This window comes from Halogeometricum rufum (assembly GCF_900112175.1).
Lineage (GTDB): Archaea > Halobacteriota > Halobacteria > Halobacteriales > Haloferacaceae > Halogeometricum > Halogeometricum rufum.
Genome location: NZ_FOYT01000001.1, coordinates 288,206 through 312,487 on the forward strand (window position 1 = coordinate 288,206; position 24,282 = coordinate 312,487).

27 protein-coding genes are annotated in these 24,282 nt (G+C 69.5%); 15 read left to right on the plus strand and 12 right to left on the minus strand.

What is annotated here, in order from left to right:
* Positions 1 to 10 precede the first annotated feature (10 nt).
* Entirely contained in the window at positions 11 to 1,153 is a 1,143-nt protein-coding gene (locus BM310_RS01500) for a DNA primase large subunit PriL (RefSeq protein WP_089803978.1), read from the minus strand.
* Positions 1,154 to 1,330: 177 nt separating this feature from the next.
* Between BM310_RS01500 and BM310_RS01505 the strand changes: the two genes are divergently transcribed.
* Complete coding sequence (locus BM310_RS01505) at positions 1,331 to 1,918, plus strand: DUF7474 family protein (RefSeq protein ID WP_089806924.1); 588 nt, start codon at positions 1,331 to 1,333, stop codon at positions 1,916 to 1,918.
* Positions 1,919 to 1,971: 53 nt separating this feature from the next.
* Complete coding sequence (locus BM310_RS01510; protein ID WP_089803979.1) at positions 1,972 to 3,309, plus strand: MFS transporter; 1,338 nt, start codon at positions 1,972 to 1,974, stop codon at positions 3,307 to 3,309.
* Between the two features lie 90 nt (positions 3,310 to 3,399).
* Here the strand turns inward: BM310_RS01510 and BM310_RS01515 are convergent, their stop codons facing one another.
* Together BM310_RS01515 and BM310_RS01520 are read right to left on the minus strand one after the other, a co-directional pair.
* Positions 3,400 to 3,990, minus strand: a complete 591-nt coding sequence (locus BM310_RS01515) for a hypothetical protein (RefSeq protein ID WP_089803980.1) — start codon at positions 3,988 to 3,990, stop codon at positions 3,400 to 3,402.
* Positions 3,991 to 4,118: 128 nt separating this feature from the next.
* Positions 4,119 to 4,862: a DNA polymerase sliding clamp gene (locus BM310_RS01520; protein ID WP_089803981.1), complete on the minus strand. Its 744-nt coding sequence runs from the start codon at positions 4,860 to 4,862 to the stop codon at positions 4,119 to 4,121.
* A gap of 166 nt (positions 4,863 to 5,028) precedes the next feature.
* On the opposite strand from BM310_RS01520, the gene BM310_RS01525 reads away from it, so the two are divergent.
* The 4 genes from BM310_RS01525 to BM310_RS01540 all read left to right on the plus strand — a co-directional run bounded on the left by BM310_RS01525 (position 5,029) and on the right by BM310_RS01540 (position 7,659).
* Positions 5,029 to 5,427 carry an ArsR/SmtB family transcription factor gene (locus BM310_RS01525; RefSeq protein ID WP_089803982.1) on the plus strand — a complete coding sequence of 133 codons (399 nt, stop codon included), beginning with the start codon at positions 5,029 to 5,031 and terminating at the stop codon, positions 5,425 to 5,427.
* On the plus strand, positions 5,424 to 5,879 hold the full coding sequence (locus BM310_RS01530) for a low molecular weight phosphatase family protein (RefSeq protein ID WP_089803983.1): 456 nt from the start codon (positions 5,424 to 5,426) through the stop codon (positions 5,877 to 5,879). Before BM310_RS01525 ends, BM310_RS01530 begins: the two co-directional genes overlap by 4 nt.
* Entirely contained in the window at positions 5,876 to 6,736 is an 861-nt protein-coding gene (gene arsM, locus BM310_RS01535; RefSeq protein ID WP_089803984.1) for an arsenite methyltransferase, read from the plus strand. The genes BM310_RS01530 and arsM overlap by 4 nt, the downstream gene beginning before the upstream one ends.
* A gap of 149 nt (positions 6,737 to 6,885) precedes the next feature.
* Positions 6,886 to 7,659 carry a 23S rRNA (uridine(2552)-2'-O)-methyltransferase gene (locus BM310_RS01540; RefSeq protein WP_089806926.1) on the plus strand — a complete coding sequence of 258 codons (774 nt, stop codon included), beginning with the start codon at positions 6,886 to 6,888 and terminating at the stop codon, positions 7,657 to 7,659.
* A gap of 54 nt (positions 7,660 to 7,713) precedes the next feature.
* Here the strand turns inward: BM310_RS01540 and BM310_RS01545 are convergent, their stop codons facing one another.
* The 4 genes from BM310_RS01545 to tatC (BM310_RS01560) form a co-directional block, all read right to left on the minus strand.
* On the minus strand, positions 7,714 to 7,896 hold the full coding sequence (locus tag BM310_RS01545) for a hypothetical protein (protein WP_089803985.1): 183 nt from the start codon (positions 7,894 to 7,896) through the stop codon (positions 7,714 to 7,716).
* A 60-nt stretch (positions 7,897 to 7,956) separates the two neighbouring features.
* Positions 7,957 to 8,679: a queuosine precursor transporter gene (locus tag BM310_RS01550; protein WP_089803986.1), complete on the minus strand. Its 723-nt coding sequence runs from the start codon at positions 8,677 to 8,679 to the stop codon at positions 7,957 to 7,959.
* Positions 8,672 to 8,845 carry a ribbon-helix-helix domain-containing protein gene (locus BM310_RS01555; protein ID WP_089803987.1) on the minus strand — a complete coding sequence of 58 codons (174 nt, stop codon included), beginning with the start codon at positions 8,843 to 8,845 and terminating at the stop codon, positions 8,672 to 8,674. The genes BM310_RS01550 and BM310_RS01555 overlap by 8 nt, the downstream gene beginning before the upstream one ends.
* A gap of 201 nt (positions 8,846 to 9,046) precedes the next feature.
* Positions 9,047 to 11,233, minus strand: coding sequence for a twin-arginine translocase subunit TatC (gene tatC / locus BM310_RS01560; protein ID WP_089803988.1), 2,187 nt, complete (start codon positions 11,231 to 11,233; stop codon positions 9,047 to 9,049).
* Positions 11,234 to 11,333: 100 nt separating this feature from the next.
* Between tatC (BM310_RS01560) and tatC (BM310_RS01565) the strand changes: the two genes are divergently transcribed.
* A complete protein-coding gene (gene tatC, locus BM310_RS01565; protein ID WP_089803989.1) occupies positions 11,334 to 12,950 on the plus strand; it encodes a twin-arginine translocase subunit TatC in 1,617 nt (538 codons plus the stop codon).
* Between the two features lie 95 nt (positions 12,951 to 13,045).
* Here the strand turns inward: tatC (BM310_RS01565) and BM310_RS01570 are convergent, their stop codons facing one another.
* The 3 genes from BM310_RS01570 to larE form a co-directional block, all read right to left on the minus strand.
* On the minus strand, positions 13,046 to 13,948 hold the full coding sequence (locus BM310_RS01570) for a carbohydrate ABC transporter permease (protein ID WP_089803990.1): 903 nt from the start codon (positions 13,946 to 13,948) through the stop codon (positions 13,046 to 13,048).
* Positions 13,949 to 14,027: 79 nt separating this feature from the next.
* Positions 14,028 to 14,507: an SRPBCC domain-containing protein gene (locus BM310_RS01575; protein ID WP_089803991.1), complete on the minus strand. Its 480-nt coding sequence runs from the start codon at positions 14,505 to 14,507 to the stop codon at positions 14,028 to 14,030.
* An 80-nt stretch (positions 14,508 to 14,587) separates the two neighbouring features.
* Entirely contained in the window at positions 14,588 to 15,487 is a 900-nt protein-coding gene (gene larE / locus BM310_RS01580; protein ID WP_089803992.1) for an ATP-dependent sacrificial sulfur transferase LarE, read from the minus strand.
* A gap of 441 nt (positions 15,488 to 15,928) precedes the next feature.
* Between larE and BM310_RS01585 the strand changes: the two genes are divergently transcribed.
* From BM310_RS01585 to BM310_RS01615, 7 genes are all read left to right on the plus strand, one after another.
* Positions 15,929 to 16,264 (plus strand): hypothetical protein, encoded by a 336-nt coding sequence (locus tag BM310_RS01585; protein WP_089803993.1) that lies wholly within the window; start codon positions 15,929 to 15,931, stop codon positions 16,262 to 16,264.
* A complete protein-coding gene (locus BM310_RS01590) occupies positions 16,261 to 16,560 on the plus strand; it encodes a hypothetical protein (RefSeq protein WP_089803994.1) in 300 nt (99 codons plus the stop codon). The genes BM310_RS01585 and BM310_RS01590 overlap by 4 nt, the downstream gene beginning before the upstream one ends.
* Positions 16,561 to 16,607: 47 nt before the next feature.
* A complete protein-coding gene (locus BM310_RS01595; protein WP_089803995.1) occupies positions 16,608 to 17,684 on the plus strand; it encodes a ferredoxin--NADP reductase in 1,077 nt (358 codons plus the stop codon).
* 48 nt (positions 17,685 to 17,732) lie between these two features.
* Positions 17,733 to 19,775 (plus strand): MutS-related protein, encoded by a 2,043-nt coding sequence (locus tag BM310_RS01600; RefSeq protein ID WP_089803996.1) that lies wholly within the window; start codon positions 17,733 to 17,735, stop codon positions 19,773 to 19,775.
* Between the two features lie 45 nt (positions 19,776 to 19,820).
* Complete coding sequence (locus BM310_RS01605; RefSeq protein ID WP_089803997.1) at positions 19,821 to 20,249, plus strand: hypothetical protein; 429 nt, start codon at positions 19,821 to 19,823, stop codon at positions 20,247 to 20,249.
* A gap of 153 nt (positions 20,250 to 20,402) precedes the next feature.
* Positions 20,403 to 21,527: an ORC1-type DNA replication protein gene (locus BM310_RS01610; protein WP_089803998.1), complete on the plus strand. Its 1,125-nt coding sequence runs from the start codon at positions 20,403 to 20,405 to the stop codon at positions 21,525 to 21,527.
* An 84-nt stretch (positions 21,528 to 21,611) separates the two neighbouring features.
* Complete coding sequence (locus tag BM310_RS01615; RefSeq protein WP_089803999.1) at positions 21,612 to 22,325, plus strand: SDR family oxidoreductase; 714 nt, start codon at positions 21,612 to 21,614, stop codon at positions 22,323 to 22,325.
* Between the two features lie 39 nt (positions 22,326 to 22,364).
* Here the strand turns inward: BM310_RS01615 and BM310_RS01620 are convergent, their stop codons facing one another.
* Positions 22,365 to 23,072 carry an SDR family NAD(P)-dependent oxidoreductase gene (locus tag BM310_RS01620; RefSeq protein WP_089804000.1) on the minus strand — a complete coding sequence of 236 codons (708 nt, stop codon included), beginning with the start codon at positions 23,070 to 23,072 and terminating at the stop codon, positions 22,365 to 22,367.
* 174 nt (positions 23,073 to 23,246) lie between these two features.
* On the opposite strand from BM310_RS01620, the gene rpiA reads away from it, so the two are divergent.
* Complete coding sequence (rpiA, locus tag BM310_RS01625) at positions 23,247 to 23,936, plus strand: ribose-5-phosphate isomerase RpiA (protein ID WP_089806928.1); 690 nt, start codon at positions 23,247 to 23,249, stop codon at positions 23,934 to 23,936.
* Positions 23,937 to 24,107: 171 nt separating this feature from the next.
* Here the strand turns inward: rpiA and BM310_RS01630 are convergent, their stop codons facing one another.
* A complete protein-coding gene (locus BM310_RS01630; RefSeq protein ID WP_006055446.1) occupies positions 24,108 to 24,275 on the minus strand; it encodes a DUF1931 family protein in 168 nt (55 codons plus the stop codon).
* Between the last annotated feature and the right edge of the window lie 7 nt (positions 24,276 to 24,282).

Sequence of the window (24,282 nt, forward strand, 5' to 3'; positions counted from 1 at the left end):
CGGACCCGCGCTACGTCCGGTCGTCCGCCGAGGTGCCCTCGGCGGCGGTCTCTCGCCAGTCGCGCACGTCGCCGGCGTCACGAACGGCACTCGTGTAGTACGACAGCGGGTGGGAGATGGTCTCGCAGCGTTCGTCCCTGTTCACGCAGTCGCCGTACGACTGCATGCTCGCGCAGGAGGGCGGCGCGAACTGCGCCCCGTCGGCGTCGGCGAGGTACTCGACGCGCGTGGCGATTCGCTCTGCCGTCTCGTCTTCGGCGTCCAGAAGCGTCGCCACCTCCGTCGCGTCCATGCCGAGGGCGACGAGGAAGGCGACCACGGAGAACTCGCTGTGCGACGGGAGCGACTCGCCGCCGCGCGCCCGTTGGACGAGCGCTTTCATGCAGGGCGGGAACAGGCCGGGGACGACGGCCTCGACCTCCATCCGGCCGGTCACGTCGTGGTCGTTCAACAGGTCCCGCAGCGACGCCACCTCGTCGTCGAGGGCGTCGGCAATCTCCTCGCCGGCGGCGCTCCCCCGAACCTCGAACGGGAGGCCGTCGGCGACGCGGCGGTGGACCGCCTCCTCCAGCAGGCGGTGGAGTTCGTCGGCCGTCACCCGCACCTCTCCGGTCGCGAGTTCGCGGTTGACGAGGCGCCAGCGCTCGCCCCAGTCGGCCGTCGAGAGCGTCAGGTACGCGCCGACGGCGACCCAGTAGTGCGTCGGGTCGCGCGACCCGCGGCGGCGGCCGTCGTCGGGCCGTTCGGGTCGAACCGCGCCCGAGAGGTCGAACTCGCGAAGCACGTCGTCCAGCGAGACGCTCCGCGCGGCCGTGCTCTGCAGACCGTCGTCGTCGCTCCGGAAGTCGGCGCGGAAGCGGTCGTGCGCCGTCGCGGCCTCCGCGGCGGCGTACTTGTCCACCGCGGCGGGCGTGTCCACGAGGGAGACGAGGATGCGGGCGATGGGGTACGACAGCAGTTCTTCGCGGTCGCTCCACCGCCGGGGCTCCTCGGCGGCGACGGTGCCCTCCATCAGGGCGCGTTCGACCCGCTCTAAGCCGCGTTCGACGGCGGGGGCGTCCTCGACGACCAGCGCCGCCGGGGAGATGTCCGCCTCGCCGACGGCGGCGCGTGCGCCGTCGAAGAACGGGTAGCGGGCGAAGTGCGGGTCCATCGGTCGCATCGTCGTAACCGGTGATACCGAATAAACACGGCGATTGTCGCAGGTGGGCCGTTCGTCCGCCGTGGTCGCGCGGTTCGCCGTCGGCGTGCAGTCCGCCGGTTCGGCCCTCCGCGGCCCCCGCGGCCGGACACCGTACCACCTAAGACGACCCATCTCGTGCACCACCACGTGCCGCAGTTCGACTACCCGTGTCCCGACTGCCGGGCCACCAACAGCCTCCACGACGTGGACTGCCGCTTCGAGGGGACGCCGTGGCCGGCGGTCGAGAAGGCCTACCTCGACGTCGTCGGCCGACTCACGACCGGTCCGGTCGCGGCGGACGACCTGCAGGAGGCGAGCCACGGCGACTGGGACAACCTCCACCGCGCCGCGCTCGAACGACTGAAGCGCGACGGCCGCGTGTCGGAGGCGAACGGGACGCTCAGACTCCTCACCGCCGAGGAGTTCCGCGAGGAGGTGTCCGAACCGACCAGAGAGCCGATGAAGACGCTCTACCGCCACGGGAGCGTGCCGGGCTGTCACGACAACGCCGTCTTCGCCATGGTCGCGTGGTACGAGATGGTCGGGCTCTCGTGGTCGGAGACGCGCGAGAAGGTCGTCTCGTGGCTGGAGGAGTCCGGCGCGTGGGACCGCGGCGGGTTCGAGGAGGCGACGCCCGCGCAACTGGTCGACAGCAAGCGCCACGTGTACGAGGCGGGCTACGGCTGGAAGGAGAAGGCCGAGTCCGCAAAGCGCGTCATCGACCGCCACCGCTGAGACGACGCTCTCCGCACCCTCATCCTTACCTCCCGTTCTACCCTCTCGACGATGTGAGCGTACCAGAGTCCGCTGGCGGTCCCGACCCCGTCCCGACGGCGCCCGAGGAGACGGTGGGCGCACCGCGACGCGCCCTCGCCATCGTCGTCGGCATCGTCTTCGTGGACCTCCTCGGTTTCGGCGTCGTCGTTCCCATCCTGCCGTTCTACGTCCGGAGCTTCGCGGTGACGGACCTGCTCATCGGCCTCCTCGCGGCGTCGTACTCGCTGATGCAGTTCCTGTCGGCGCCGGTGCTCGGCCGCCTCTCGGACGCGGGCGGCCGCCGCCCGGTCCTCATGCTCTCGCTGTTCGGGAGCGCCCTCGCGTGGACCGTCTTCGGCCTCGCCACCGAGGTGGGGGCGCTGTTCGGAACGGCCGCGGCGCTGACCACGCTGTTCGCCTCGCGGATGCTCGCGGGGGCGATGGGAGGCAACATCGCCACCGCGCAGGCCTACATCGCCGACGTGACGCCGGTCGAGGGGCGCGCCGCCGCACTCGGACTCGTCGGTGCGGCGTTCGGCCTCGGCTTCGTCTTCGGTCCGGCCATCGGCGGCATCGCCGCGAGTCCGACGGCCGTCTCGTCCGCCGACGCCGTCTTCCCGGCGTTCGTGCCGGCGACGCGGTTCTCCCTCCCGAGTTTCGTCGCCGCCGGCCTCAGCCTCGTCGCCTTCGTCGCCACGTGGGCGTTCCTCCCCGAACCCGACAGACAGCGCGGGACGGCGGACCGGGTCACTCTCGTGGGGCAGTTCGTCTCGGCCCTGCGCGACCCGGCGCTCCGCGGCCTCGTCGTCGCGTTCTTCCTCGTCTCCGTGGCGTTCTCGGGCGTACAGGTCATGTTCATCCCGTACGCCGCCGACCTGTTCGGGTACGACGAGACGCAGACGGCGCTGCTCATCACCTACATCGGCGTCCTCGGCGTCGTGAACCAGGGCGTCCTCGTCGGCCGCCTCGCCCGTCGCTACCCGGAGCGCCGAATCGCCGTCGTGGGCGCGGCGATACTCGTGGTCGCCCTCGCGACGTTGCCGTTCTCCCCTCAAATCGGCGGGCTCGTACCGCTCGCCGCCGGACCGACGTGGCTCACCGGCCCCGTCGCGGTCCTCCTCGTCGTCCTCGCCTGCCTCTCGCTCGGCAACAGCCTGCTGAACGTCTCGCTCTCGGCGCTGGTCTCCCGCGCCGTCCCCGCCGACAGGCAGGGCACCGCCTTCGGCGTCACGCAGGGTGCGGGCAGTCTCGGCCGGACCGTCGGCCCGCCGTCGATGGCGGCGCTGTACGTCTTCGCCTACTGGTCGCCGTTCGTGGCCGGTGCGCTGTTGGCGCTGCCGGTGGTCGCCGTCCTCGCCCGCCGGCGGTGAGGTCGGCCGCCGGCGACGGACACGGCCGTCGCGGCCGACGCTCAGCAGTCGTCGCTCCGGCGGCGGCCGATTTCGTCGCTCAGTCGTCGCTCAGTCGTCGGCCAGCGGTCGCGGGACGATGCGACCCGTGGCCGCGGCGACGGCCCACCAGAGAGCGACGAACTGTGCGACGACGACGGCGGCGAGGAGGACCGTCGCCTCGGCCGGGTGGACGCCCGTCGCGGCGGCGCCGACGGCACCCAGACCGACGACGGCGAACCCGACGGGGAGCCTCGCCGTCCGGTCGTCGTCGTCCCGGAGGGCGACGCCCGCGACGGCGAACAGGACGACGCCGAACGTGGCCAGCGCCTGCTTCAGCCAACGCACCGCCGTCGAGGGCGGCTCTCTGACCGTGGCGACGACGTACCGGCCGTCCCCCGTGGCCACGACCGCTCGCCCGACTTCGAACGCCGGGTCGGTCGTCCGTTCGACGACCGTGCCGTCGGCCGACTGCGCCGCGTCGAACGTCTGTCGCGCCCGCGCCGGCAGGTCGGCGTACGGGGTGGCGGTCGCCCCGCCGCCGTCCACCGGCTGAACGGTGTGGCGGTAGGCGGGACTCGACGCGTGCGGGAGGACGTAGAGGGGGGAGGTGACGAGGAGGACCGCGGCGACGAGCGAACACGCGAGCGGGAACCGGTCCATACCGTTCCGTGTGTACGTGCTCCCATGAATATTCGGGTGGCTGACATCACGCTCGGCCGCGAGCGGTCGCTACCGGGTCGGTAGAGAGAGAGACGGGGACTGGACGCGGATTGACGACGGCGTCCGGCTTACTCGCTCTGGATGCGCGGCGCGAGCATGTAGGTGACGTTCCCCTGCCCCTCGGCGAGGCGGTAGTGAAGCTTGACGGGGAACTCCTCGCCGAGTTCGACGGTGACCTCGGCGTCCTTCGGGATGGCCTTGTTCATGTCCTTCAGGTAGTCCAGCGAGAACAGCGAGTCGGCCGTCCCCGAGGTGAGGTCGATGAGGTCCGCGGCGTCGAGTTGGAAGTCCACGTCGTCGGTGTCGCCCTGCGCCTGGATGTGGAACGCCTCCTCGGCGTCGTCCACGCGGAGGCGGACGTGGTCGGAGACCATGTCCGCGGCCTTGATACCGCGGTCCAGTTGCGCGCCCTCGAGGACGATTTCGGCGGGGAGGTCGAGGTCCGGGATGTCGGGTTCCTGCCGGATGGAGTCGGGGTCGATGAGCGCGAGCGTCGAGGAGAGGCCGTCGATGCGGATGTTGAGTTTCCGCGTCTCCTCGTCGAGTTCGAGTTCGACGAGTTGGTCGGAGTTCGCCATGCCGACGAAGTCCTCGAGTTTCGAGAGATTGACGCCGATGACGCCGCCGTCGGCCTCGTAGGACTCGAACGCCGCCGCGTCGAGGGTCAGGTCGACCATCCCGACGTTGGCGGGGTCGACCGCTCGAATCGAGAGGTCGTCCTCGTTCAGTCGAATCTTGCACTCGTCGACGAGTACGCTCACCGAATCCAGCGCGTCCCGGAGCGTGGAGGCGCTCACGATGGCCTTGAACATGTGACCGGAGGTACGACAGCGGGCTTAAAAATACCCGTGATTTTCGCGCTCGCTAAGTGTGTTCCCGCACGTCGCGTGAGCGTGCGTGTGCCGGTCTGACTGCGCCGACCACCGGCCTCGCCCGACGCCGAAAGTATTATCTGAACAGTTGCTCATCTAATCAGACATGGAGACAGACACGACCAGACTTCGGCGTCTCGTCGCCGACGAGGCGGGCGAGTGCTGTGAGGACGAGGTGGCGGACCGACTCGCGCGTCTGGAGGCCCTCAGCGAGGGGATTCCGGACACCGTCGACCGCGACGTGGAGATACTGAAGACGCTCGGGAGCGAGACGCGCTACCGAATCGTCCGGCTCCTCGCCGCCGCGGAGGAGGAACTCTGCGTCTGTGAGATCACGCCGGTGTTCGAGGTGAGCGACAGCGCCGTCAGTCACGCGCTCTCGGACCTCACGGACGCGGGTCTGCTCTCGCGTCGGAAGGAGGGGACGTGGCGTTACTACGGCACCACCGACCGGGCCGACCGACTGCTCGCCGCACTGGACGCCACGCGAGGTGCGGACGAATGAGCGACGCCGACGACCGGGCCGCGGGGTCAGATTCGGTCCGCGTCGCGTTCGTCTGCGTCCAGAACGCCGGGCGCAGCCAGATGTCGACCGCGTTCGCCGAACGCGAGCGCGAACGCCGCGGACTCTCCGAGCGGGTGGAGATACTGACCGGCGGCACCCACCCCGCCGACCACGTCCACGACGTGGTCGTCCGCATCATGGGCGAGGAGGGGTTCGACCTCTCGGACCGGGTGCCGCGGGAGGTGTCGACGACCGAGTTGGAGGCCTGCGACTACGTGGCGACGATGGGCTGTTCGACGCTCGAACTCGACACCGCCGCCGGCGTCGACGTGCGCGACTGGGCGCTGGACGACCCCGACGGGGCCGACGACGAACGAGCGCGCGAGATTCGGGACGAAATCGAGGCGAACGTCGTCGAACTGTTCGACGAAGTCGAGGAGCGACTGTCATGAGCGACTCACCGACCGACGAGACCGGACGTATCGACCCCGACGAACAGCGACGCGCCGTCCGGAACCGGTACGCCCGCATCGCGACCGACTCGGACTCGGCGTCGAGCACCGCCGAGTCGAACTCGGACGGCGACTGCTGCGACGACGGCGACGGCTGCTGTGACGCCGACGCCGACGCGACCGACTCGACGGAACTCGGCTACACCGACGAGGACGTCGCCGCCGTCGCCGCGGGCGCGGACCTCGGCCTCGGGTGCGGCAACCCGACGGCCATCGCCTCGCTCGGCGAGGGCGAGACGGTCCTCGACCTGGGGTCGGGCGCGGGCTTCGACTGCTTCCTCGCCGCACAGGAGGTCGGCGAGGACGGCCGCGTCCTCGGCGTGGACATGACGCCGGCGATGGTCGAGAAGGCGCGCGACAACGTCCGGGAGAACGACGCGGAGAACGTCGAGTTCCGCCTCGGCGAGATAGAGCACCTCCCCGTCGCGGACGAGACGGTGGACGTGGTCATCTCCAACTGCGTCGTCAACCTCTCGCCGGACAAACCGCAGGTGTTCCGCGAGGCGTTCCGCGCCCTCCGGCCGGGCGGCCGACTCGCCATCTCCGACGTGGTGATGACGGCGCCCGTGCCCGAGTCGGTCCGCTCGGACCCCGAGTCCGTCGCCGCCTGCGTCGCCGGCGCCTCCACCGTGGACGAACTCGAAGCGATGCTGTCCGACGCGGGGTTCGTCGACGTGGCCATCGCGCCGAAAGAGGAGAGCGCCGAGTTCATCAGCGAGTGGGACGACTCGCTCGACCTGAGCGACTACATCGTCTCCGCGACCATCGAGGGCCGAAAGCCCGACGCCGACGCGTAGTCGGTGCTATCGCTCGGTGCGACCGAGCGGTGCCGCCGAGCGCTCGCATCCGATGTGCATTTCCGGGTCGACCCCGTCGCTTCGTGTATGAACGCGGCTTCGCCGGCGGTTCCCTCGCGGGACGCCTCGCTCAGTTCGACACCCAAGCCATGACCAGAAAAGACCACTACTACAACAAGGCCAAACAGGAGGGCTACCGGACCCGGTCGGCGTACAAGCTCAAGCAGTTGGACGAGGACGCCGGTCTGTTCGGGCCCGGCAACACCGTCGTTGACCTCGGCGCCGCCCCCGGCGGGTGGTTGCAGGTCGCCTCGGAGGCAGTGGGCGACCACGGCAAAGTCGTCGGCGTCGACCTCCAGCGCATCCGCGACCTGGACCTCGACAACGTCGAGACGGTCCGCGGCGACATGACCGACGAGGAGACGAAGGCGAGCCTGCGCGACCGAATCGGGGCCGAGGGAGCGGACGTCGTCATCTCCGACATGGCGCCGAACATGACCGGCGAGTACTCGCTCGACCACGCCCGGTCCATCCACCTCGCCCGGCAGGCGTTCGAAGTCGCCCTGGACCTCCTCCCCGCGGGCGGCGACTTCGCCGTGAAGGTGTTCGACGGGCAGGACCTCGCAGACTTCCGGGCCGACGTGGAGGAGGAGTTCCAGTACGTCCGCTCCATCCGACCCGACGCCTCGCGGAACGAATCCTCCGAGCAGTATCTGGTCGGCAAACACCGCATCACCGCGCCCGTCGCCACCGGTGACGAACTCGACGTGGTCATCGACGACGTGGGGAGCGAGGGCGACGGCATCGCCAAGGTGGACGGCTACACGCTGTTCGTCCCCGGGACCGAGGCGGGCGACGAGGTTCACGTGCGCGTCACCGACCTCAAGCCGAACTTCGGCTTCGCCGAACTGGTCGAACCGTAGCGACGCCACCGCGGTCGGACGCCGTCGCACCGGTCGGTTCGTCCACCGCGGGACTCACTCCTCGATGACCACGTCGACGTGGAGGTTGACGTCGCAGTTCCCTCGGCGACTGCCGTTTCGACACCGCCCCGTGGCGATGATGTCAGAGAGAGTCGTGTACGTCCCGCAGGACGGGCATCGAAGCCCGCGCTCCATGCTGTCTCCCTCGGTCAGACGGACGCGCCGCTCTGCTACCATGCGTGTCGTACGATACCACCCCTCATAAGGTCGTTAGTCAGTTTCGCGACGCGTCGGCGTTCACTCCAGCGCCCACGGGTCACGTTCGTCGCGGCCGCGGCCGCCGCCGAGGGCGGCGACGACGGCGTACACGAACGGCGTGTCGACCACCGCGATGAGCAGTTTCAGGAGGTACTGCCCGACGACGAGTGAGAGGACGACGCTCGGCGGGAACGCCTCGCCGATGCCGAGGAGTCGCGGAGCGACGTAGAACGCGACGGTGACGAAGATGACCGTATCTATCGCCTGACTCGTCGCCGTCGAGGCGACGTTGCGGAGCCACAGGTGGTCGCCGCCGGTCATCTCGCGGATGCGGTGAAATGCGAGTACGTCCCAGTTCTGGCTCACGACGTAGGCGAGGAGGCTGCCGGCGACGACGTTCGTCCCGGAGGCGAGGACGGTGCGGAACTGCCCGGCGAACTCGGGGTTCGCGGCGGGCATGAAGATGGTCCCCCAGACGAGGGCGAGGAGGACGAAGTTCATCGCGAAGCCCACGTTGACCATCACCGTCGCGGCGCGCCGGCCGTACAGTTCCGAGTAACAGTCCGAGGCGAAGAACGTGAGCGCGTACGCCAGCGCCGCCCCGGGCATCAGAACCGTCGCGCCGACGACGGGGAGGCTTCCGAGGGCGTCGGGTACCGGGATGGCGAGCAGTTTCGAGGCGGTGAGTTGCGCCGTCGTCAGCGCGGTGACGAACAGCGCGAGGATGGCCACCTGTCCCGTTCCCACTCGGGTCTCACTCATCGTCGAGTCTGTCGTGCCGGTTGTCTATCTCGTCGAGGAGGTCCAGCGTCTTCCGGATGGAGGCGCGAACCGCGTCGCTCCGGTTGACGAACTTCTTGTCGTCGCCGACGTGTTCGTCGAGGTCCGCGAGTAACTCGTCGGGAATCTCGACGCTAATCTTGGACATGATAGACACTATGCAATCCCGACGGGTATATGTGACTCGGTTCTTCACTCGATAAGCCGACGGGAATATCGAGGCGAGATGACTCCGCATCCGGGCGGCTCTGTCGCCGTCCGGCGCGTTCGCGTCGCGATGCCGGCGCTGGTCCGATACTCGCAGGAGAATACGCCGTCCCTCGGGCGCTCCGCCGCGTCTCGGTCCGATTCAGGCGGCGTCGCGGGCGGGCGCGAGGTTCCGTCGGCCGCCGAGGGTGACGACGAACAGGACGCCGAGGCCGACGCCGTAGGCGGCCATCAGCGGAATCGTGACGAGGAACATCGAGACGATGCCCGCGGGGGTGAACAGGGCGGCGAACGTCAGGATGCCGACGGTCACCTCGCGCCAGCGACCCCGGAGGGTCTGGTAGGTGACGCCCGCACCGTTGAGCAACAGCATCAGGATGGGGATGTCCGCGAGGATGCCGATGCCGCCCGTCGTGAAGAAGATGAGCCAGAAGAAGTCGGTGATGCGGTAGGAGATTATCATGTTCGCCTGCACCGCGTCGTTCACCAGCCACGAGATGACGCCGGGGGCGACGTAGAAGTACCCGAGGACGAACCCGCCGAGCAGTCCGAACACCAGCGACCCGGTCCAGAAGAAGACGGTGCGGCGGCGACGGCGGACGATCTGACGGTCCCGGAGGGCGGGCCACGCGTAGTACGCCACCACCGGGAGCGTGACGAGGACGGCGACGAGCGTCGAGAACTTCACCTGGAACAGCAGCGCCTCCATCGGGTGGAGGGCGACGACGTTCAGCACCTCCTCGGGTGTCACCGCGGCGGGGAGGCGGCCGAGGAACTGCTCGTACACCTCCTTGAAGCCGACGGTGTAGAGCCACGTGAACGTCCCCGCGAGGACGAGCATGAACAGCGCGACGATGCGGAACGCCTTCGACGTGACAGTCTCGAAGATGAACGCGAGGTCCTTGTAGTAGCCGCCGATGTCGTCCTCGTCCGTCTCGCCGTCGGTGAGTTCGTCGAGGAACGTCCCGCCGGCGCGCGTCGCTCTGTCTTCTAGTTCGCCCTGCTGGTCGGCGTCACCGGCGTCGGCGTCGCCGTCAGACGCCTCGCGTTCTTCCTCCGCCTCGTCGAACCGGTCGACGATGGCCTGCGCCTTCTCCTTGTCGCCGTCGTCGAGTGCGTCGCCCGCGATGCCCATCGCCTCCTCCTCGCTCAGGTCGGCGAACACCTCCGGCGGCGCGGCCCGGACGCCCGCCGCGTCGAGTTCGCGCACGTCTATCTTCGAGGGGTCGCCGACGCCGCGTTCGAGCGGTCCGACGGACTCCTCGATGTCCTTGTAGACGGCGTAGCCGAGACCGAGGAGCGCGAACGCGAGGGCACCGAGGACGGACCAGACGACGAGCGCCGTCTCCGGTGCGACGCCGAGGAGGCCCCCGAGTTCGGGGACGAAGTAGCTGCTCCCGACGCGGTCCAGGAGGGAGTTGACGGCCGCCGGCCCGCCGTAGGAGTAGTAGAGGTAGACGGCCGCGGCGCCGAGGGCGGTGCTCCCGGCGACGAGGTTCCACCGCTTCCCGACGGCGGTCCGGAGGTCGATCTGTTCGCTGCTGCGACGGGCCGTGACGACGACCTTCGAGATGTAGAGGCTGATACCGTACAGCGTCAGCACGGGGACGGCCCACAGAATCTGCGTGAACGGGTCCGGCGGCGTGAACATCGCGCCGGCGGCGAAGACGCCGAGCACCGCGTAGCGCCACTGGTCGCGGAACGTCTCGTACGGGACGATTTCGGCGTACGACAGCAGCGTCATGACGAGCGGCAGTTGGCTCGCCAGCCCGAACGAGACTGTCAGGAGGAACATGAACTGCGCCCACTTGACGATGGAGTACGTCGGCGCGAAGCCGATGTTCACCGTGTTCTGGGCGAGGAAGCGGAACGTGATGGGGAAGAAGAAGACGTAGCCGTAGGCGACGCCGAGGCCGAACAGCGTCACCATCCCGACGACGATTAGCGCGAGTTGCCACCGGGGGACCGGCGACGACGGCCACAGGCCGCGCTCTCTGAGGGCGTCGCGGGAGAAGAAGATGAACACCGGCGCGGCGAGGATGAGTCCGGTCACGAGGCCTATCTTCGCCTGCAACAGCACCACGTCGAACGGCGTCTGCGCGATAATCTCGACCTGCTCGTTGACGGCCGCGTTCATGTTCCGTCTGGTGATGGCCTCGAGGAAGTCCCAGATGTACAGACGGAGCGCGTAGAACGTGCCGAGGAAGCCGACGAGGAAGACGATGAACACCTTTTGGAGGTCCTTCTGCGCCGCGCGGAGCATCGCACCGGCGGTCTCGCGACCGTCGTCGATGGCGCGGCGGGTGTCCTCGTCGAGCGCGCTGGACATACCCGAGGAAAGCCATCTCGCGGTTATCAATCTTTTTCACCGCGTCGCCGCGCGCCCATCCGGAAAGGCCTATAAGAAGCGGGCAGAGAATCACTGATGAATGGCCGACGATTCGGAGTCCGACCGTCCGTCATCGGACGCCGACGAGTCCGAGCGCGTCCCCTCGGACGACGCCGAGACGACCGAATCGTCCGACACGCCGACCGAGGACGCGTCTGCGCCGTCGGACGACACCGACAGCGACGCCTCCGCGGTCGACGACGACGCGGACGATGGGGGCGACGCCGATGCGGACGATGGGGGCGACGCCGATGCGGACGATGGGGGCGACGCCGATGCGGACGACACCGACGCGGACGACACCGCCGACGGACCCGCGGACGAAGGCGATAGCGACGCCGGCACCGACGGCGACGATACTGGCGCAGACGGCGACGATACCGGCATAGACGAGGATACCGGCATAGACGAGGATACCGGCACAGACGACGATATTGAGACGGACGGCGACGACGATACCGAGACGACGCCGCCGGAGTCGGAGCCGGACTCGGCCGACGACCGGCCGGACGTCGCCGCCACCGCCGAGGGCCGCCCCGGCGCGGAGACCGACCCGGAGGACGTGGACGACCCCGTAGACGACGTGACGATGGAACGCGAGGGACTCGTCGAACCGCCGGACGAGTCGTCGACCGACGCCGACGCTGACGACGCCAGCGATTCCGACGACTCCGACGCGTCGACCGACGCCGACGACTCCGACGCGGAGGACCTCTGGCCCGAGGACCACGCACCGCCGGAACCGAAGACGGCGGACGAACTCCGGTACGGCGGGGACGAGAACGGCGAGGCCGTCGCCGACACCGACGGCGGCGCGCCCACCGTCACCGGCGGGCCGACACCCGACCTCGGGGACGACGAACTCGACGACGGGATGTTCGGGGACGGCCCGGAGACCGACCAGGAGATGCCGCTGGCCGACCACATCGAGGAGATGGTCAACCGGCTGGCGGTGGTGTTCCTCGTCGGCGGCCTCGTCACGCTGGTTCTGTACCCCGGCGCCGACCTGGCGAATCAGGCGATGAACCTGAACCTCGTCAGTTCGACGGACGTCATCAACTTCCTCTGGAACAAGCACATCCCCGGCGCGCCGGAGATTGCCGAACGTCGCCCGCGCGTCTACGGTCCGCTCGAACTCGTCCTGACGGAACTGAAGGTGGCCGGACTGGCGGGCCTCGTCGTCGGCCTCCCGGTGTTCGTCTACCAGACGTACCTGTTCATGCGCCCCGGTCTGTTCCCGCGGGAGCGACGCTACTACCTCGCCGCGGTGCCGACGAGCCTCGTCCTCGCGTTCGTCGGCATCGCCTTCGCGCACTTCGTCGTCCTCCCGGCCATCTTCGCGTACTTCACGTCCTACACGCAGGGGACGGCGGTCATCGCGTTCGGCCTGAAGGAGACGTTCAACCTCATCCTCATCCTGATGGGCTACAACGCCATCATCTTCCAGATTCCGCTGTTCATCATGCTCGCCATCATGATGAACCTCGTCACCCGCGAGTGGCTGGTGGCCCGCCGGCTCATCTTCTGGGCCTCCTTCCTCGGGCTTGCGTTCTTCGTCAGCCCCGACCCCACTGGGATGGCCCCCATCATCATCGCCGCGACGATGATAACGCTGTTCGAGGGGACGCTGTTCCTCCTGCGGTGGACCGGGAACTGACCCCTCGCAGTCTCACTCGCCTCGGCGACGTAGTCCGGCCGTCGACAGACGACCGATAGCGTTCGGAATCGCACGCCGACGAGTCCCCGACGGCGTCACCGCTCGACCGGAACGGTGGCCGCGACGCCCTCCACGAGCGAGTCGTTCGCGACGAGGAGGACCACCGCGACGGGTGCCAGTCCGAGGACGGCGGCGGCCGCTCCGAGCGTCGCCTCCGAGTACCGCAGGCCGTAGACGAACGGGGCCAGCGGTGCCCAGTGTCTGGGGTCGCCGTCGGTCATGAGGTACGAGAAGAAGAACTCGTTGTACACCTGCACGAACGTGAGGACGCCCGCGGCGGCGACACCCGGCCGGGCGAGGGGGAGGACGACGCGCCTGAGCGCTCCCAGTCTGGTCGCGCCCTCGACGCGCGCCGCGGCCTCCAACTCGTCGGGTATCTGCGCGAAGAACACCGTCAGCACGTAGATTGCCAGCGGGAGCGTCAGCATCGACGTGGGGAGGACGACGGCCCCCGGCGTGTTGTAGAGCGTCGGCGTCGTCAGCGTCACCGGTCCGAGCGGAACCGAGACGCCGGTGAACAGTCGGAACAGCGGCACCAGAAACGCCGCGGGCGGCGTGTACGCGACGACGAGGAAGACGAGGAGCAGGGGCCTGCGGCCGGGGAACGACAGGCGGCCGAACGCGTACCCCGCGAGCGACCCGACGACGAGGACGACGGCGGTGCTGAGCGTGGCGACGACGAGGCCGTTGAGCAGGTGACGGCCGAACGAGGTGAACGCGACGACGGCGACGAAGTTCGATGCGGTCACCGTCTCGGGGAACAGGCCGAGTCCGTCGACGGCCGCCGGCGGCGTCACCGCGAGGACGAGCAGCCAGTAGAGGGGGAAGCCGAACAGGAGGAGGACGAACGCGACGAGGACGGCGAACAGGAGGCGGTAGACGACGCGCGGATGCTCGATGGCGTTGCGGACGCCGCGTCGGAGGACGTTTCGGCTCACGGTCGACGCTCCGCGTGACGGGGATACACGGTTCGTCGTGTCCGCTCAGCCACACAAAAAATGTGCGGGAATCGGCCAGTCACTCCGCCGATAGGTTCGGTGCCGGGTCGGCCCCGGTTTCGGCGGACGCCTCCTCAGCGCGACGCTTCAGCGCCTCGTTCATGGCGACGAAGCCCGCCTCCGTGTCGTCGCCGACGAACCGGAACAGCAGTCCGGCGAGGACGCCCGTGAACGCCTCCGAGTGGACGAAGCGCGTTCCCGCCCCGCCGTCGAGGGGTTCCAGTTCGAACCGGTGGTCGCCGTCGAACAGACCGGGGACGAACAGGTGACCGCGCCAGCGGAACTCGCGGTTCGGGTCCGCGGCGGTCACTCTGGGCCGGAAGCTCATCCCGCGGCCGTTCGGCGGCGTCAGTCGCACGTGCGGGCGCGCCCCGACGTTCGGCTGGCCGGTGATGCGCGCGAACGGGTTCCACGCCCCGTAGTCCTCGAAGTCGGTGAGGACCTCCCACACGCGTTCGGGCGTCGCGTCGATGTCGATGGCCGTCCGAATCTCTCTCATCGAGAGTCAGACGCTGCAGAGGAGCATAACTCTCGCGTGCGACCGGGTCGCAGTTCGCTCGGCGCGCCCGAACTCGGGACCTACTTCGTCGGGTAGTCGGTGGCGAACACGTCCTCGACGACGGGTTCGTCGTCGGCCTCGTCGGCCGCCGGACTGACGCTGCCGGTCTGGTAGCCGTGCAGGTCGAGGGTGACGTGGTCGAAGCCGAGGTCGGACAGTTCCTCGCGGACGGCGGCGACGAAGTCGGGGTTCAGCGCCGTCTCCAACTCCTCGGCGGCGACTTCGATGCGGGCGAGTCCGTCGTGGTCGCGGACGCGGAACTGCGAGAACCCCCACTGGCGGACGACGCGTTCGGCCCTCTCGACGCGCGTCAGGCGTTCCTCGGTCACCTCGATGCCGGTCGGGATGCGCGAGGAGAGACAGGCCATCGACGGCTTGTCGGCGACCGAGAGTCCGTAGTCGTCGGCGATGGCGCGCACCTCCTCCTTGTCGATGTCGTGCGCGAGAAGCGGCGAGAGCACCTCTAGCTCCTCGACGGCGCGCAGTCCGGGCCGGTGGCCCTCGCCGGGGTCGGAGGCGTTCGTCCCGTCGCACACCGTCTCGATGCCGCGGTCGCGGGCGGCGTCGTACATCCGACCGAGGCGCATCGTCCGGCAGTGGTAACACCGGTCGCCGTCGTTCTCGACGAAGTCGGGGTTGTCGAGTTCGGAGAACTCCACGACTTCGTGACGGATGCCGATTTCGTCGGCGACGCGGCGAGCGTCGTCCAACTCCTCGGCGGGGAGCGTCTCTGACTTGGCCGTGCACGCGACGGCGTCGTCGCCGATGGCGTCGTGGGCGAGGGCGGCGACGACGGCGGAGTCGACGCCGCCGGAGAACGCGACGAGCACCCCGTCCCGCTCTCCGAGCGACGCGCGCGCCGCCGCGGCCTTCTCGGTGAGCGTCGGGTCGGTGTCGGCCGGCGTGTCCGCGTCGGGCATGGTTCCCGTTTCCCGCGGAGCGGCAAAAGCGCGTTGTCCCCGGCCCGGGCCGCCGGGTTCGCTCGCACCGCCGCGCCGTCCCGCGTCGGTGCGCCTCCCGCCGCGCCGGCGTCTCGGCCCGCGGCCGCGAGACGCCCCACGACCACGAGACGCGCCGTGGCCACAAGACACAGGAACGCCACGACCGGACCTCGACGGGAGAGGTCCGACGCTCGGCCGCACCCCGCCAGCACGGGCGTCCCGCCGTTCGGCACGCGCCGAGCGCCGTGTCTCCCCGCCGAACGGGGTTCGCGTCCGTGCTGACGGCGGCCCGCGTCGGGACACACGCACCATGACCCGAAGACAGCAGCCGACCGAACCGGACGAATCGCACGACGCGCCCGAGGGACTCGCCGGCGACTCCGCCGCGGCCGGCACCGCTGGCGCGCGAGGTGACCCGCGATGACGGACGCCGACGACTGGGACGAGACGCCGGGGTCGGCGCTCGAACCGTTCCCGAGCGTCCGCGGCACGAGTCGGTTGCTCGGCGTGAACACCGAGGGCCAACCCGTCTACTACGACGAGGAGGCGCACGCCCGACGCGACGCGCCCGCGGACGCCGACGCCGAGGACTGGCGCGACGACCGACCGCTGGACGAGGACGCGACGGTCGGTGACCTCCTCGACGACGTCGAGGAGTCCGTCGGGTGGGACGAACTCACGGACTACGCGAGGGACCACCTCCCCGGGATGGACGCCGACGACGGCGACGACGGGACGGGAGGTGACCGCACGTGAGCGAGGACGGTCTGCAGAAACTCGGCGTCGACGCCGAGGGGACGCCCGTCTACTACGACGCAGAACGACACAGTCGCGTCGACGGCCACGCCGGGTCCGAGAGCGTCGCCCGCGAGGACGGCGTCTCGCTGGAACAGTCCACCTCGGTCGGCCAACTGATTCGAGAGATAGAGGACGACGTCGGCTGGGACGAACTCTCCGACTACGCGCGGGACCACGCCCCCGAGGAGGGTCTCGACACCGAGGCCGACATCGGACGGAAGGGGTCGCCCGACGAGGACGGCGGCGCCGACTGACGCACCCGCCGCCAGCGTCAAAGCCGTCGCGGCCGAACCGGGGAGCGATGCCGACGGACCCTTCCATCGAGTCGGACGCCGAGGCGGCGGAGATAGAGAACCACGACGCCACCGTCGTCGACGTGACGACGATGGACGAGGACCGCACGGACGAGATAGAGGCGGCGGTCGACACCCACCGCGAGGCGATACGCGAGCGACTCGACATCGAGGAGACGCTCGGTCCTCTCGGCGAGAGCGGCGACGCGTGGGACCGCGTGACCGCCGAACTGTCGGCACAGGGCGAGGAGGAACTCAGCGGGAAGCTGGAGGCGCTGAAGAAACGGCTGGAGCGGCCGTACCCGTCGCTCGTGAGCATCAGATTCGAGATCGGGTCGGCGGCCGACGACCCCGACGACACCTCTTTCGAGTTCGTCCCCGGCCAGTACGTGCGAATCAGCTACCAGGACGAGGAACCGCGCGTCTACTCCATCGCCAGTTCCCCCAACCGCGACGGCGTCGAACTCTGCATCCGGCGGGTGCCGGGCGGCGAACTCACGCCGGACCTGTGCGAACGGGTCCAACCGGGCGACGACCTGTTCGTCCGCGGCCCGTACGGCGACGAACTCATGCTCTCGGAACCGTCCGACCGCGACCTGGTGTTCGTGGCGACGGGCACCGGCGTCGCGCCGTTCAAGAGCATGATAGACTACGTCTTCGAGGAGGGGATGGACGAGTGCGACGGCGAGCGCCGGGACGTCTGGCTGTTTCTGGGCTCCTCGTGGGAGGACCACCTCCCCTATCGGGAGGCGTTCCGCGCCCGCGACGACGAACGCGACAACTTCCACTTCGTCCCCACCCTGAGCCGCGAGAACTACCTCACCGACTGGACCGGCGAGACCGACTACGTGCAGTTCTGCCTCCTCAAGTACCTCGACAGCGAGGCGACGGACCTCGACGCCCTCCCCGACGAGTTCGCCGACTACGTGGACGAAGACCCCGTGGGCGACGTCGACGCCCGCATCGACCCCGACGCGATGGAGGTGTACGTCTGCGGCATCGGCGCGATGTGCGACCGGGTGACGAACGTCGTCGAGTCCGTCGGCGTCCGCGAGGAGTACCTCGACGTGGAGAGCTACGGCTAACCGCCCGACCCGTAACGTTTTGTCGGGGCGGGCGATACTCCACGCCGAATGGAGTTCGAGGCTATCCCGGGCGTCGGGGAGAAGACGGCCGAAGCGCTGTCCCAACTCGACGACGCCGAACGGGCGTTGGCCGACGGGGACGTGGCCGCTCTCGCCCGCGCCCCGGGCCTCACGGAGGGGCGCGCGGCCGCCATCGCGCGCGGGGCCATCCGCCGCAGGCACGACGACGACGGCGACTTCCTCGCCACGGACCGCGCCCGCGAGGTGTACCGCGACGTGCTCTCGTTGCTCCGCGAGCGAACCGTCACCGCCTACGCCGAGAAGCGACTGGAGACGTTCTACCCCACGGCCTCGGCGTCGCGCATCGAGGAGGTGCGCGCGTTCGCGGAGGCGGCCGTCGAACGCGACCCGGACCCGGCCGTCCTCGACGCACTCGACGGCGTGGCGTCGTTGGAACCCGCCGCGGGCATCCGCGTCCGCGAGCGCTGTCTCGCGACCGCCGACGCCGAACGCTACGCCGCCGCCAAGGAGGCGTTCCCCGAACTGTCGGTCGAAGTCGTCGAGGACGCCCGCGGCCTCTCGGAACTCGCTCGCTCGTACGCCACCGTCGTCGCCCTCGACGAGGCGTTCGCGGGCGTGGACGTGGAGGGCGACGTGCGCGTGCGCCCCGACGCCGCCGACCACCCCGACGAGATAGTGCCGGAGCGAGTGCTGGCGTTCTTCGCGCAGAACCGCGAGCGAATCCGCGCCGCCGCGGACGTGCACGAGGCCGCCGGACTGGACGCGCCGTGTGACCTCGACCACCTCCGCGACGCCCTCTCGCGACTGGACGACGACGGCACCATCGTCGGCGACGAGGAACTGGACCGCCTGACGAACGCCGTCGACGACGTCGACGCCGCCGTCTCGACGGCCGAATCCGTCGCCAACGACCACCTCCGCGACGCCATCCGCGAACGCGACGTGACCATCGAGGGGACGGACTTCCTCTCGCTGGTCGAACAGGGCGCCCGCGTGGACTCGCTGCTGTCGCGGGAACTCGAAGACCAGTACGCCGACGCCGTCGCCACCGCCCGAGAGCATCTGGTCGAGTCGCTGTCGCTCCGCCCCGAGGAGGCGGACGTCGCCACGCGCGTCTTCTCGGACGACCCGTCGTTCCCCGTCGACTACGACGAGGAACTCCTCTCGCGCCTCCGCGCGGAACTGAAAGCCGGGCGCGACCGACGCGCCGTCCGACTGAAGCGCGAACTGGCCGCGGACCTCTCCGCCCTCCGCGACCCGGTCGGCGAGATGGTCTCGGACGCCCTCGAACTGGACGTGGAACTTGCCGTCTCGCGGTTCGCCCGCGACTTCGACTGCTCGTTCCCGACGTTCGTCGCGGACGGCGGCGCGGCGACGACGGACGGCGGTGCGCGCGACGGCGATGGCGGTGCGCGCGGCGACGGCGCGGGCGGCGGGTTCGCCGTCGAGGCCGGGCGGTCCCCCCTGCTCGACGTGCCGTTCGAGGCGGCCGACCCGGTGGACTACGCCGTCTCGGGCGTCACCCTCCTCTCGGGCGTCAACTCCGGCGGGAAGACGTCGACGCTCGACCTGGTGGCTCTCGTCGTCGTCCTCGCGCAGATGGGCCTGCCCGTCCCCGCAGACCGCGTCGAACTCGAACGCTTCTCGGAACTGCACTACTACGCGAAGTCGCAAGGGACGCTGGACGCGGGGGCGTTCGAGAGCACCCTGCGGGACTTCCGCGAACTCGTCGACGGCGAGTCGAACCGTCTGGTCCTCGTGGACGAACTGGAGAGCATCACCGAACCCGGCGCGTCGGCGAAAATAATCGCCGGCATCCTCGAAGCCCTCGACGACCAGTCGGCGACGGCGGTGTTCGTCTCCCACCTCGCCAGCGAGATACGCGAGGCGGCCGGGTTCGACGTCGCCGTCGACGGCATCGAGGCGGTCGGACTGGCCGACGGCGAACTCGTCGTGAACCGCTCGCCCGTCAAGGACCACCTCGCGCGTTCGACGCCGGAACTCATCGTGGAGAAACTCGCGGGCGAGGACGGGTCGGGGTTCTACGACCGACTGCTGGAGAAGTTCTGAGCGACCCGACGGGGATTTATCACGTTCTCGGTCGGAGCGACGGGTATGGTCCCCGACGCAGACGCCGCCGACGCGAACGCCACGTCAGACGACGCGAACACTGCTTCCGACGACGCGAACACTGCTTCCGACGACGCGAACGTCACTCCCGACAGCGCCGAACCGCCCTTGACCGACGCGACAGTCCTCCCGGACGGCGGCACCGCCGCGGGTGGAGACGACGCCGCCGGACCGACTCCCGAGGCGGACCCGACGTACGACGTGGTGTATCGGGCGACCCGCGACGCGATGTGGGACGTGGTGGGGACGGCGACGCTCATCCTCTTCTACCTCGCTCTCGCGGCCGTCGGGTTCTCCGTCGCCGCGAGCGGACTGCTCGGCGGAATCGGACCGGCGACTATCGGTCTCGGTGCGGTCGGCTTGCTCGTCGGCCTGTTCAGCGCCTACCGGGTGTACGTCCTCGTGACCGAGTGAGGGGCCGCCGGACCCCCATCCGCGACCGCGCTCCCGACGAGTCGGATTTAGTGAACGTGTGGATACGGCGCTTGCAGCCGGTTTCCGGTCCACTTTCACTTTCACTCCGCCGCTGGGGAACGGTTAAGTAGACTGCTATTCGTAATCGAATCGATGAGGGACGACCCCGAGGAGGGGATGCTATCGTGGGACGAGACGGTGTTCCGCGACGAGCACGTCTTCGAGATAGACTACGTTCCGGAGACGTTCAACCACCGCGAGACGCAACTGCAGAGCCTCAAGTACGCTCTCAGACCCGCGGTCCGCGGCTCCCGGCCGCTCAACACCATCGTCCGCGGGCCGCCGGGGACGGGCAAGACGACGGCCGTCCAGAAACTGTACGGCGAACTCGGCGCGCAGTCGGGCGTCCGGACCGTCCGCGTCAACTGTCAGGTGGACTCGACGCGCTACGCCGTCTTCTCCCGCATCTTCGAGCACATCTTCGAGTACGAACCCCCCTCCTCGGGCATCTCGTTCAAGAAGCTGTTCGGCCAGATAACCGACCGCCTCGTCGAGGACGAGGAAGTTCTCGCCGTCGCCCTCGACGACGTGAACTACCTGTTCTACGAGAACGAGGCCTCCGACACCCTCTACTCGCTGCTCCGCGCCCACGAGACGCACTCGGGGGCGCGCATCGGCGTCATCATCGTCTCCTCGGACCTCGCCTTGGACGTCATCGAGGAACTCGACGGCCGCGTGCAGAGCGTCTTCCGCCCCGAGGAGGTGTACTTCCCCGTCTACGGCGTCGACGAGATAGTCAGCATCCTCCGCGGCCGCGCCGACCGAGGGTTCCACGACGGCGTCATCGGCGACCCGGAACTGGACCGGGTGGCCGAACTCACCGCCGAGAGCGGCGACCTGCGCGTCGGCATCGACTTGCTCCGCCGCGCCGGCCTCCACGCCGAGATGCGCGCCAGTCGGACGGTGACGCTCGACGACGTCGAGGCGGCGTACGACAAGTCGAAGTACGTCCATCTCTCGCGGTGTCTCCGCGGCCTCTCGGACTCAGAACGCGCACTGGTGCGCGTCATCGCCGAGTACGACGGCGAACAGGCCGGCACCGTCTACGAGGCGTTCCACGAGGAGACCGACCTCGGCTACACGCGCTACTCGGAGATAATCAACAAACTCGACCAACTCGGCATCATCGACACCGAGTACGCCGAGATAGAGGGTCGCGGTCGCTCCCGGTCGCTCTCCTTGGCCTACGAGGCCGACGCCGTGTTGGACCGCCTCTGAGTCGCCGCGTCGGTGCGGCTTCCGTCCGTCTCCACACCCCGAACCGACCCGAACGTACATTCGCGTTCCCCGCGAGTCCCGTCCATGGCGAGCGAAGACACCGACCGAGTCGCAATCGTGACGGCGGCGGGACGCGGAATCGGGGCGGCGTGCGCGCGACGACTGGCGGCGGACGGCTACGTGCCGGTCCTCCTCTCGAAGTCGGGGGCGGCCGTCGACGTGGCCGAGGAACTCGGCGGGGTGGGCTTCGAGGGGTCCGTCACCGACCCCGAGGACCTCGCGGCACTCGTGACGGCGGCCACCGAGCGATACGGACGCGTCGACGCCGTGGTGAACAACACCGGCCACCCCGCGACGGGTGACCTCCTCGACGTCGACGACGAGGCGTGGCACGAGGGACTGGACCTCGTCCTGTTGAACGCCGTCCGGACGGCCCGCCTCGTCACGCCGGTGATGCGTGAGGGCGACGGCGGCGCGTTCGTGAACGTCTCGACGTTCTCGGCGTACGAACCGAGCGCCGAGTTCCCCGTCTCGTCGGTGCTCCGCGCCGGTCTCGGCGCGTTCACGAAACTGTACGCCGACCGCTACGCCGCGGACGGCATCCGGATGAACGCGGTCCTGCCGGGGTTCGTCGATAGCTACGACGTGGACGCGGAGACGCGGGACCGGATTCCGATGGGTCGCCCCGCGCGGACCGAGGAGATAGCCGACACCGTCGCGTACCTCCTCTCGCCCGCGGCGAGTTACGTCACTGGGCAGAACGTCCGCGTGGACGGGGGGCTGACCCGGAGCGTCTGAGTTCGAGACCGACTCGGCGGACGGGGTGACGCGGGCCGCCTACACGAACTCGATGGGTTGCGTGCCGTTGGTGACGTGCACCTCGAACGACATCGTCTCGACCGACTGTTCGGCGAGGTGCCAGTACGTGTCGGCCACGTCGTCGGGGTCCAGATACGCCGACTCGTCCTCGACGTCTCCCTCCGGCGGGCGGACGCTCCCGTCGATGACGACGTGCGCGACGTGGACGCCCTCGGGGCCGAGTTCGCGCGCCATCGACTGCGCCATCCCGCGCACGCCGAACTTCGCCGCCGAGAAGGCCAGAGACCCCTCGCGCCCGCGGACGGCGGAGGTAGCGCCCGTGAACAGGATGGTGCCGCCGTCGCCGTCGGTCATGTCGGCGGCGGCCTCCTGCGAGCAGACGAACCCGCCGCGGACGCCGACGGCCAACGCGTCGTCGAGTTCGGCCACGGAGAGGTCGCGCAGGCCCTTCCACGCCGCGCCACTCGCGTGGTTGACCAGCGTGTCGACGGGGCCGAGGGCGTCGCGAATCTCCGCGAACGCGTCGCGGACCTCGGCGGGTCGCGTGAGGTCCGTCGGGACGGCGAGTCCCGCCCCCGGCCCCTCGTCCAGTTCGTCGGCGAGCGATTCGACGTACGACGCGGAGCGTGCCAGAAGCGCGACGGCACAGCCCTCCGCGGCGAATCGGCGGGCGATGGACGCTCCGAGTCCGGGTCCGACACCGGCGACGACGACGACGTGTGTCATGGCCGTCACGTGGGCCGCCGGGGGCAAAACGGTGACTGCGACCGACGCGGTGGTGACGAGAGCGACGGCGGCGACGAGAGCGACGGCGGCGACGAGAGCGACGGCGGCGACGAGAGCGACGGTCGGCCACCGGAGAGCGCAAGGTTTGTGCGCCCCTGTCGCGACGCCACGGGTATGAAGACGACGGGCGGCACGGACGACCAGAAGCGCCGTGCGGCCGAACGCGCCGCCGAACTCGTTTCCTCGGGCGCGACGGTCGGCCTCGGCACCGGAAGCACCGCCGCGTTCGCCATCCGCGCTCTCGGCCGGGCCGTCGCCGACGGCGCCGACGTGCGCGGCGTCGCCACCTCGTTCGCCTCGCGCGAACTCGCCCGCGAGGTGGGGATTCCGCTCGTCTCGCTGGACGAGGTGTCGACGGTGGACGTCGCCATCGACGGCGCGGACCAACTCGACGCCGACCTGAACCTGATAAAGGGTGGCGGCGCGGCCCACGCCCGCGAGAAGATAGTCGACGCGATGGCCGACCGGTTCGTCGTCGTCGCCGACCCTTCGAAGGTGACCGAGACGCTCGACCGGACGGTGCCGCTGGAAGTGCTCCCCGACGCCCGCACCGCCGTCGCCGCGCGCGTCGAGACGCTCGGCGGCGAGGCGACGCTTCGGCGGGCCGACCGGAAGGACGGCCCCGTCGTCACCGACAACGGCAACCTCGTCCTCGACTGCGCGTTCGGCGCCGTCGCCGACCCCGCGTCGCTGGCGACGGACCTCTCGGCGACGCCCGGCGTCGTCGAACACGGCCTGTTCGTCGGCGTCGCCGACGAGGCGTACGTCGGCACCGACGACGGCGTGGACGTGCGACGACCCTAATCGCGGAGCGCTCGGAGCGTCGCCACGAGGTCCTCGGCGTCGTCGACGCCGCCGACGAGGGAGAGGGCGAATCTGCGCGTGCGGGACACAGACGACGGTCGGCGTCGCGACTGGTAGACCTGCCGGTGGCGAGTCGTCGCGTCCAAAGAAAATTGGGTTGGGGTAACCGGCTTACAGGTCGCGGGGCTGGACCGTCTTCCGGTCGTTCTCTTCCGCACGGCGGGCGGCGTCTTCGAGCAGTTCCTTCACTTCCTCGTCGAGCGCGTCGTAGAAGTCAGAAGCGACGTTCTTGTCGTTGAGCGCTTCCTTGACGGCTGCCTTGACAATAAGGTCTGCCATACAGACA

Bases quoted from the DNA above. Each gene is read 5' to 3' on its own strand.
- tatC (WP_089803988.1), bottom strand. From the start codon at position 11,233: ATGTCCAGCGCGCTCGACGAGGACACCCGCCGCGCCATCGACGACGGT.
- BM310_RS01520 (WP_089803981.1), bottom strand. From the start codon at position 4,862: ATGTTCAAGGCCATCGTGAGCGCCTCCACGCTCCGGGACGCGCTGGAT.
- BM310_RS01595 (WP_089803995.1), top strand. From the start codon at position 16,608: ATGCCGACGGACCCTTCCATCGAGTCGGACGCCGAGGCGGCGGAGATA.
- BM310_RS01610 (WP_089803998.1), top strand. From the start codon at position 20,403: ATGAGGGACGACCCCGAGGAGGGGATGCTATCGTGGGACGAGACGGTG.
- BM310_RS01540 (WP_089806926.1), top strand. From the start codon at position 6,886: ATGACCAGAAAAGACCACTACTACAACAAGGCCAAACAGGAGGGCTAC.
- BM310_RS01585 (WP_089803993.1), top strand. From the start codon at position 15,929: ATGACGGACGCCGACGACTGGGACGAGACGCCGGGGTCGGCGCTCGAA.
- rpiA (WP_089806928.1), top strand. From the start codon at position 23,247: ATGAAGACGACGGGCGGCACGGACGACCAGAAGCGCCGTGCGGCCGAA.
- BM310_RS01515 (WP_089803980.1), bottom strand. From the start codon at position 3,990: ATGGACCGGTTCCCGCTCGCGTGTTCGCTCGTCGCCGCGGTCCTCCTC.
- BM310_RS01555 (WP_089803987.1), bottom strand. From the start codon at position 8,845: ATGTCCAAGATTAGCGTCGAGATTCCCGACGAGTTACTCGCGGACCTC.
- BM310_RS01525 (WP_089803982.1), top strand. From the start codon at position 5,029: ATGGAGACAGACACGACCAGACTTCGGCGTCTCGTCGCCGACGAGGCG.
- larE (WP_089803992.1), bottom strand. From the start codon at position 15,487: ATGCCCGACGCGGACACGCCGGCCGACACCGACCCGACGCTCACCGAG.
- BM310_RS01605 (WP_089803997.1), top strand. From the start codon at position 19,821: ATGGTCCCCGACGCAGACGCCGCCGACGCGAACGCCACGTCAGACGAC.
- BM310_RS01630 (WP_006055446.1), bottom strand. From the start codon at position 24,275: ATGGCAGACCTTATTGTCAAGGCAGCCGTCAAGGAAGCGCTCAACGAC.
- BM310_RS01600 (WP_089803996.1), top strand. From the start codon at position 17,733: ATGGAGTTCGAGGCTATCCCGGGCGTCGGGGAGAAGACGGCCGAAGCG.
- BM310_RS01615 (WP_089803999.1), top strand. From the start codon at position 21,612: ATGGCGAGCGAAGACACCGACCGAGTCGCAATCGTGACGGCGGCGGGA.
- BM310_RS01575 (WP_089803991.1), bottom strand. From the start codon at position 14,507: ATGAGAGAGATTCGGACGGCCATCGACATCGACGCGACGCCCGAACGC.
- BM310_RS01550 (WP_089803986.1), bottom strand. From the start codon at position 8,679: ATGAGTGAGACCCGAGTGGGAACGGGACAGGTGGCCATCCTCGCGCTG.
- arsM (WP_089803984.1), top strand. From the start codon at position 5,876: ATGAGCGACTCACCGACCGACGAGACCGGACGTATCGACCCCGACGAA.
- BM310_RS01500 (WP_089803978.1), bottom strand. From the start codon at position 1,153: ATGGACCCGCACTTCGCCCGCTACCCGTTCTTCGACGGCGCACGCGCC.
- tatC (WP_089803989.1), top strand. From the start codon at position 11,334: ATGGCCGACGATTCGGAGTCCGACCGTCCGTCATCGGACGCCGACGAG.
- BM310_RS01530 (WP_089803983.1), top strand. From the start codon at position 5,424: ATGAGCGACGCCGACGACCGGGCCGCGGGGTCAGATTCGGTCCGCGTC.
- BM310_RS01620 (WP_089804000.1), bottom strand. From the start codon at position 23,072: ATGACACACGTCGTCGTCGTCGCCGGTGTCGGACCCGGACTCGGAGCG.
- BM310_RS01545 (WP_089803985.1), bottom strand. From the start codon at position 7,896: ATGGTAGCAGAGCGGCGCGTCCGTCTGACCGAGGGAGACAGCATGGAG.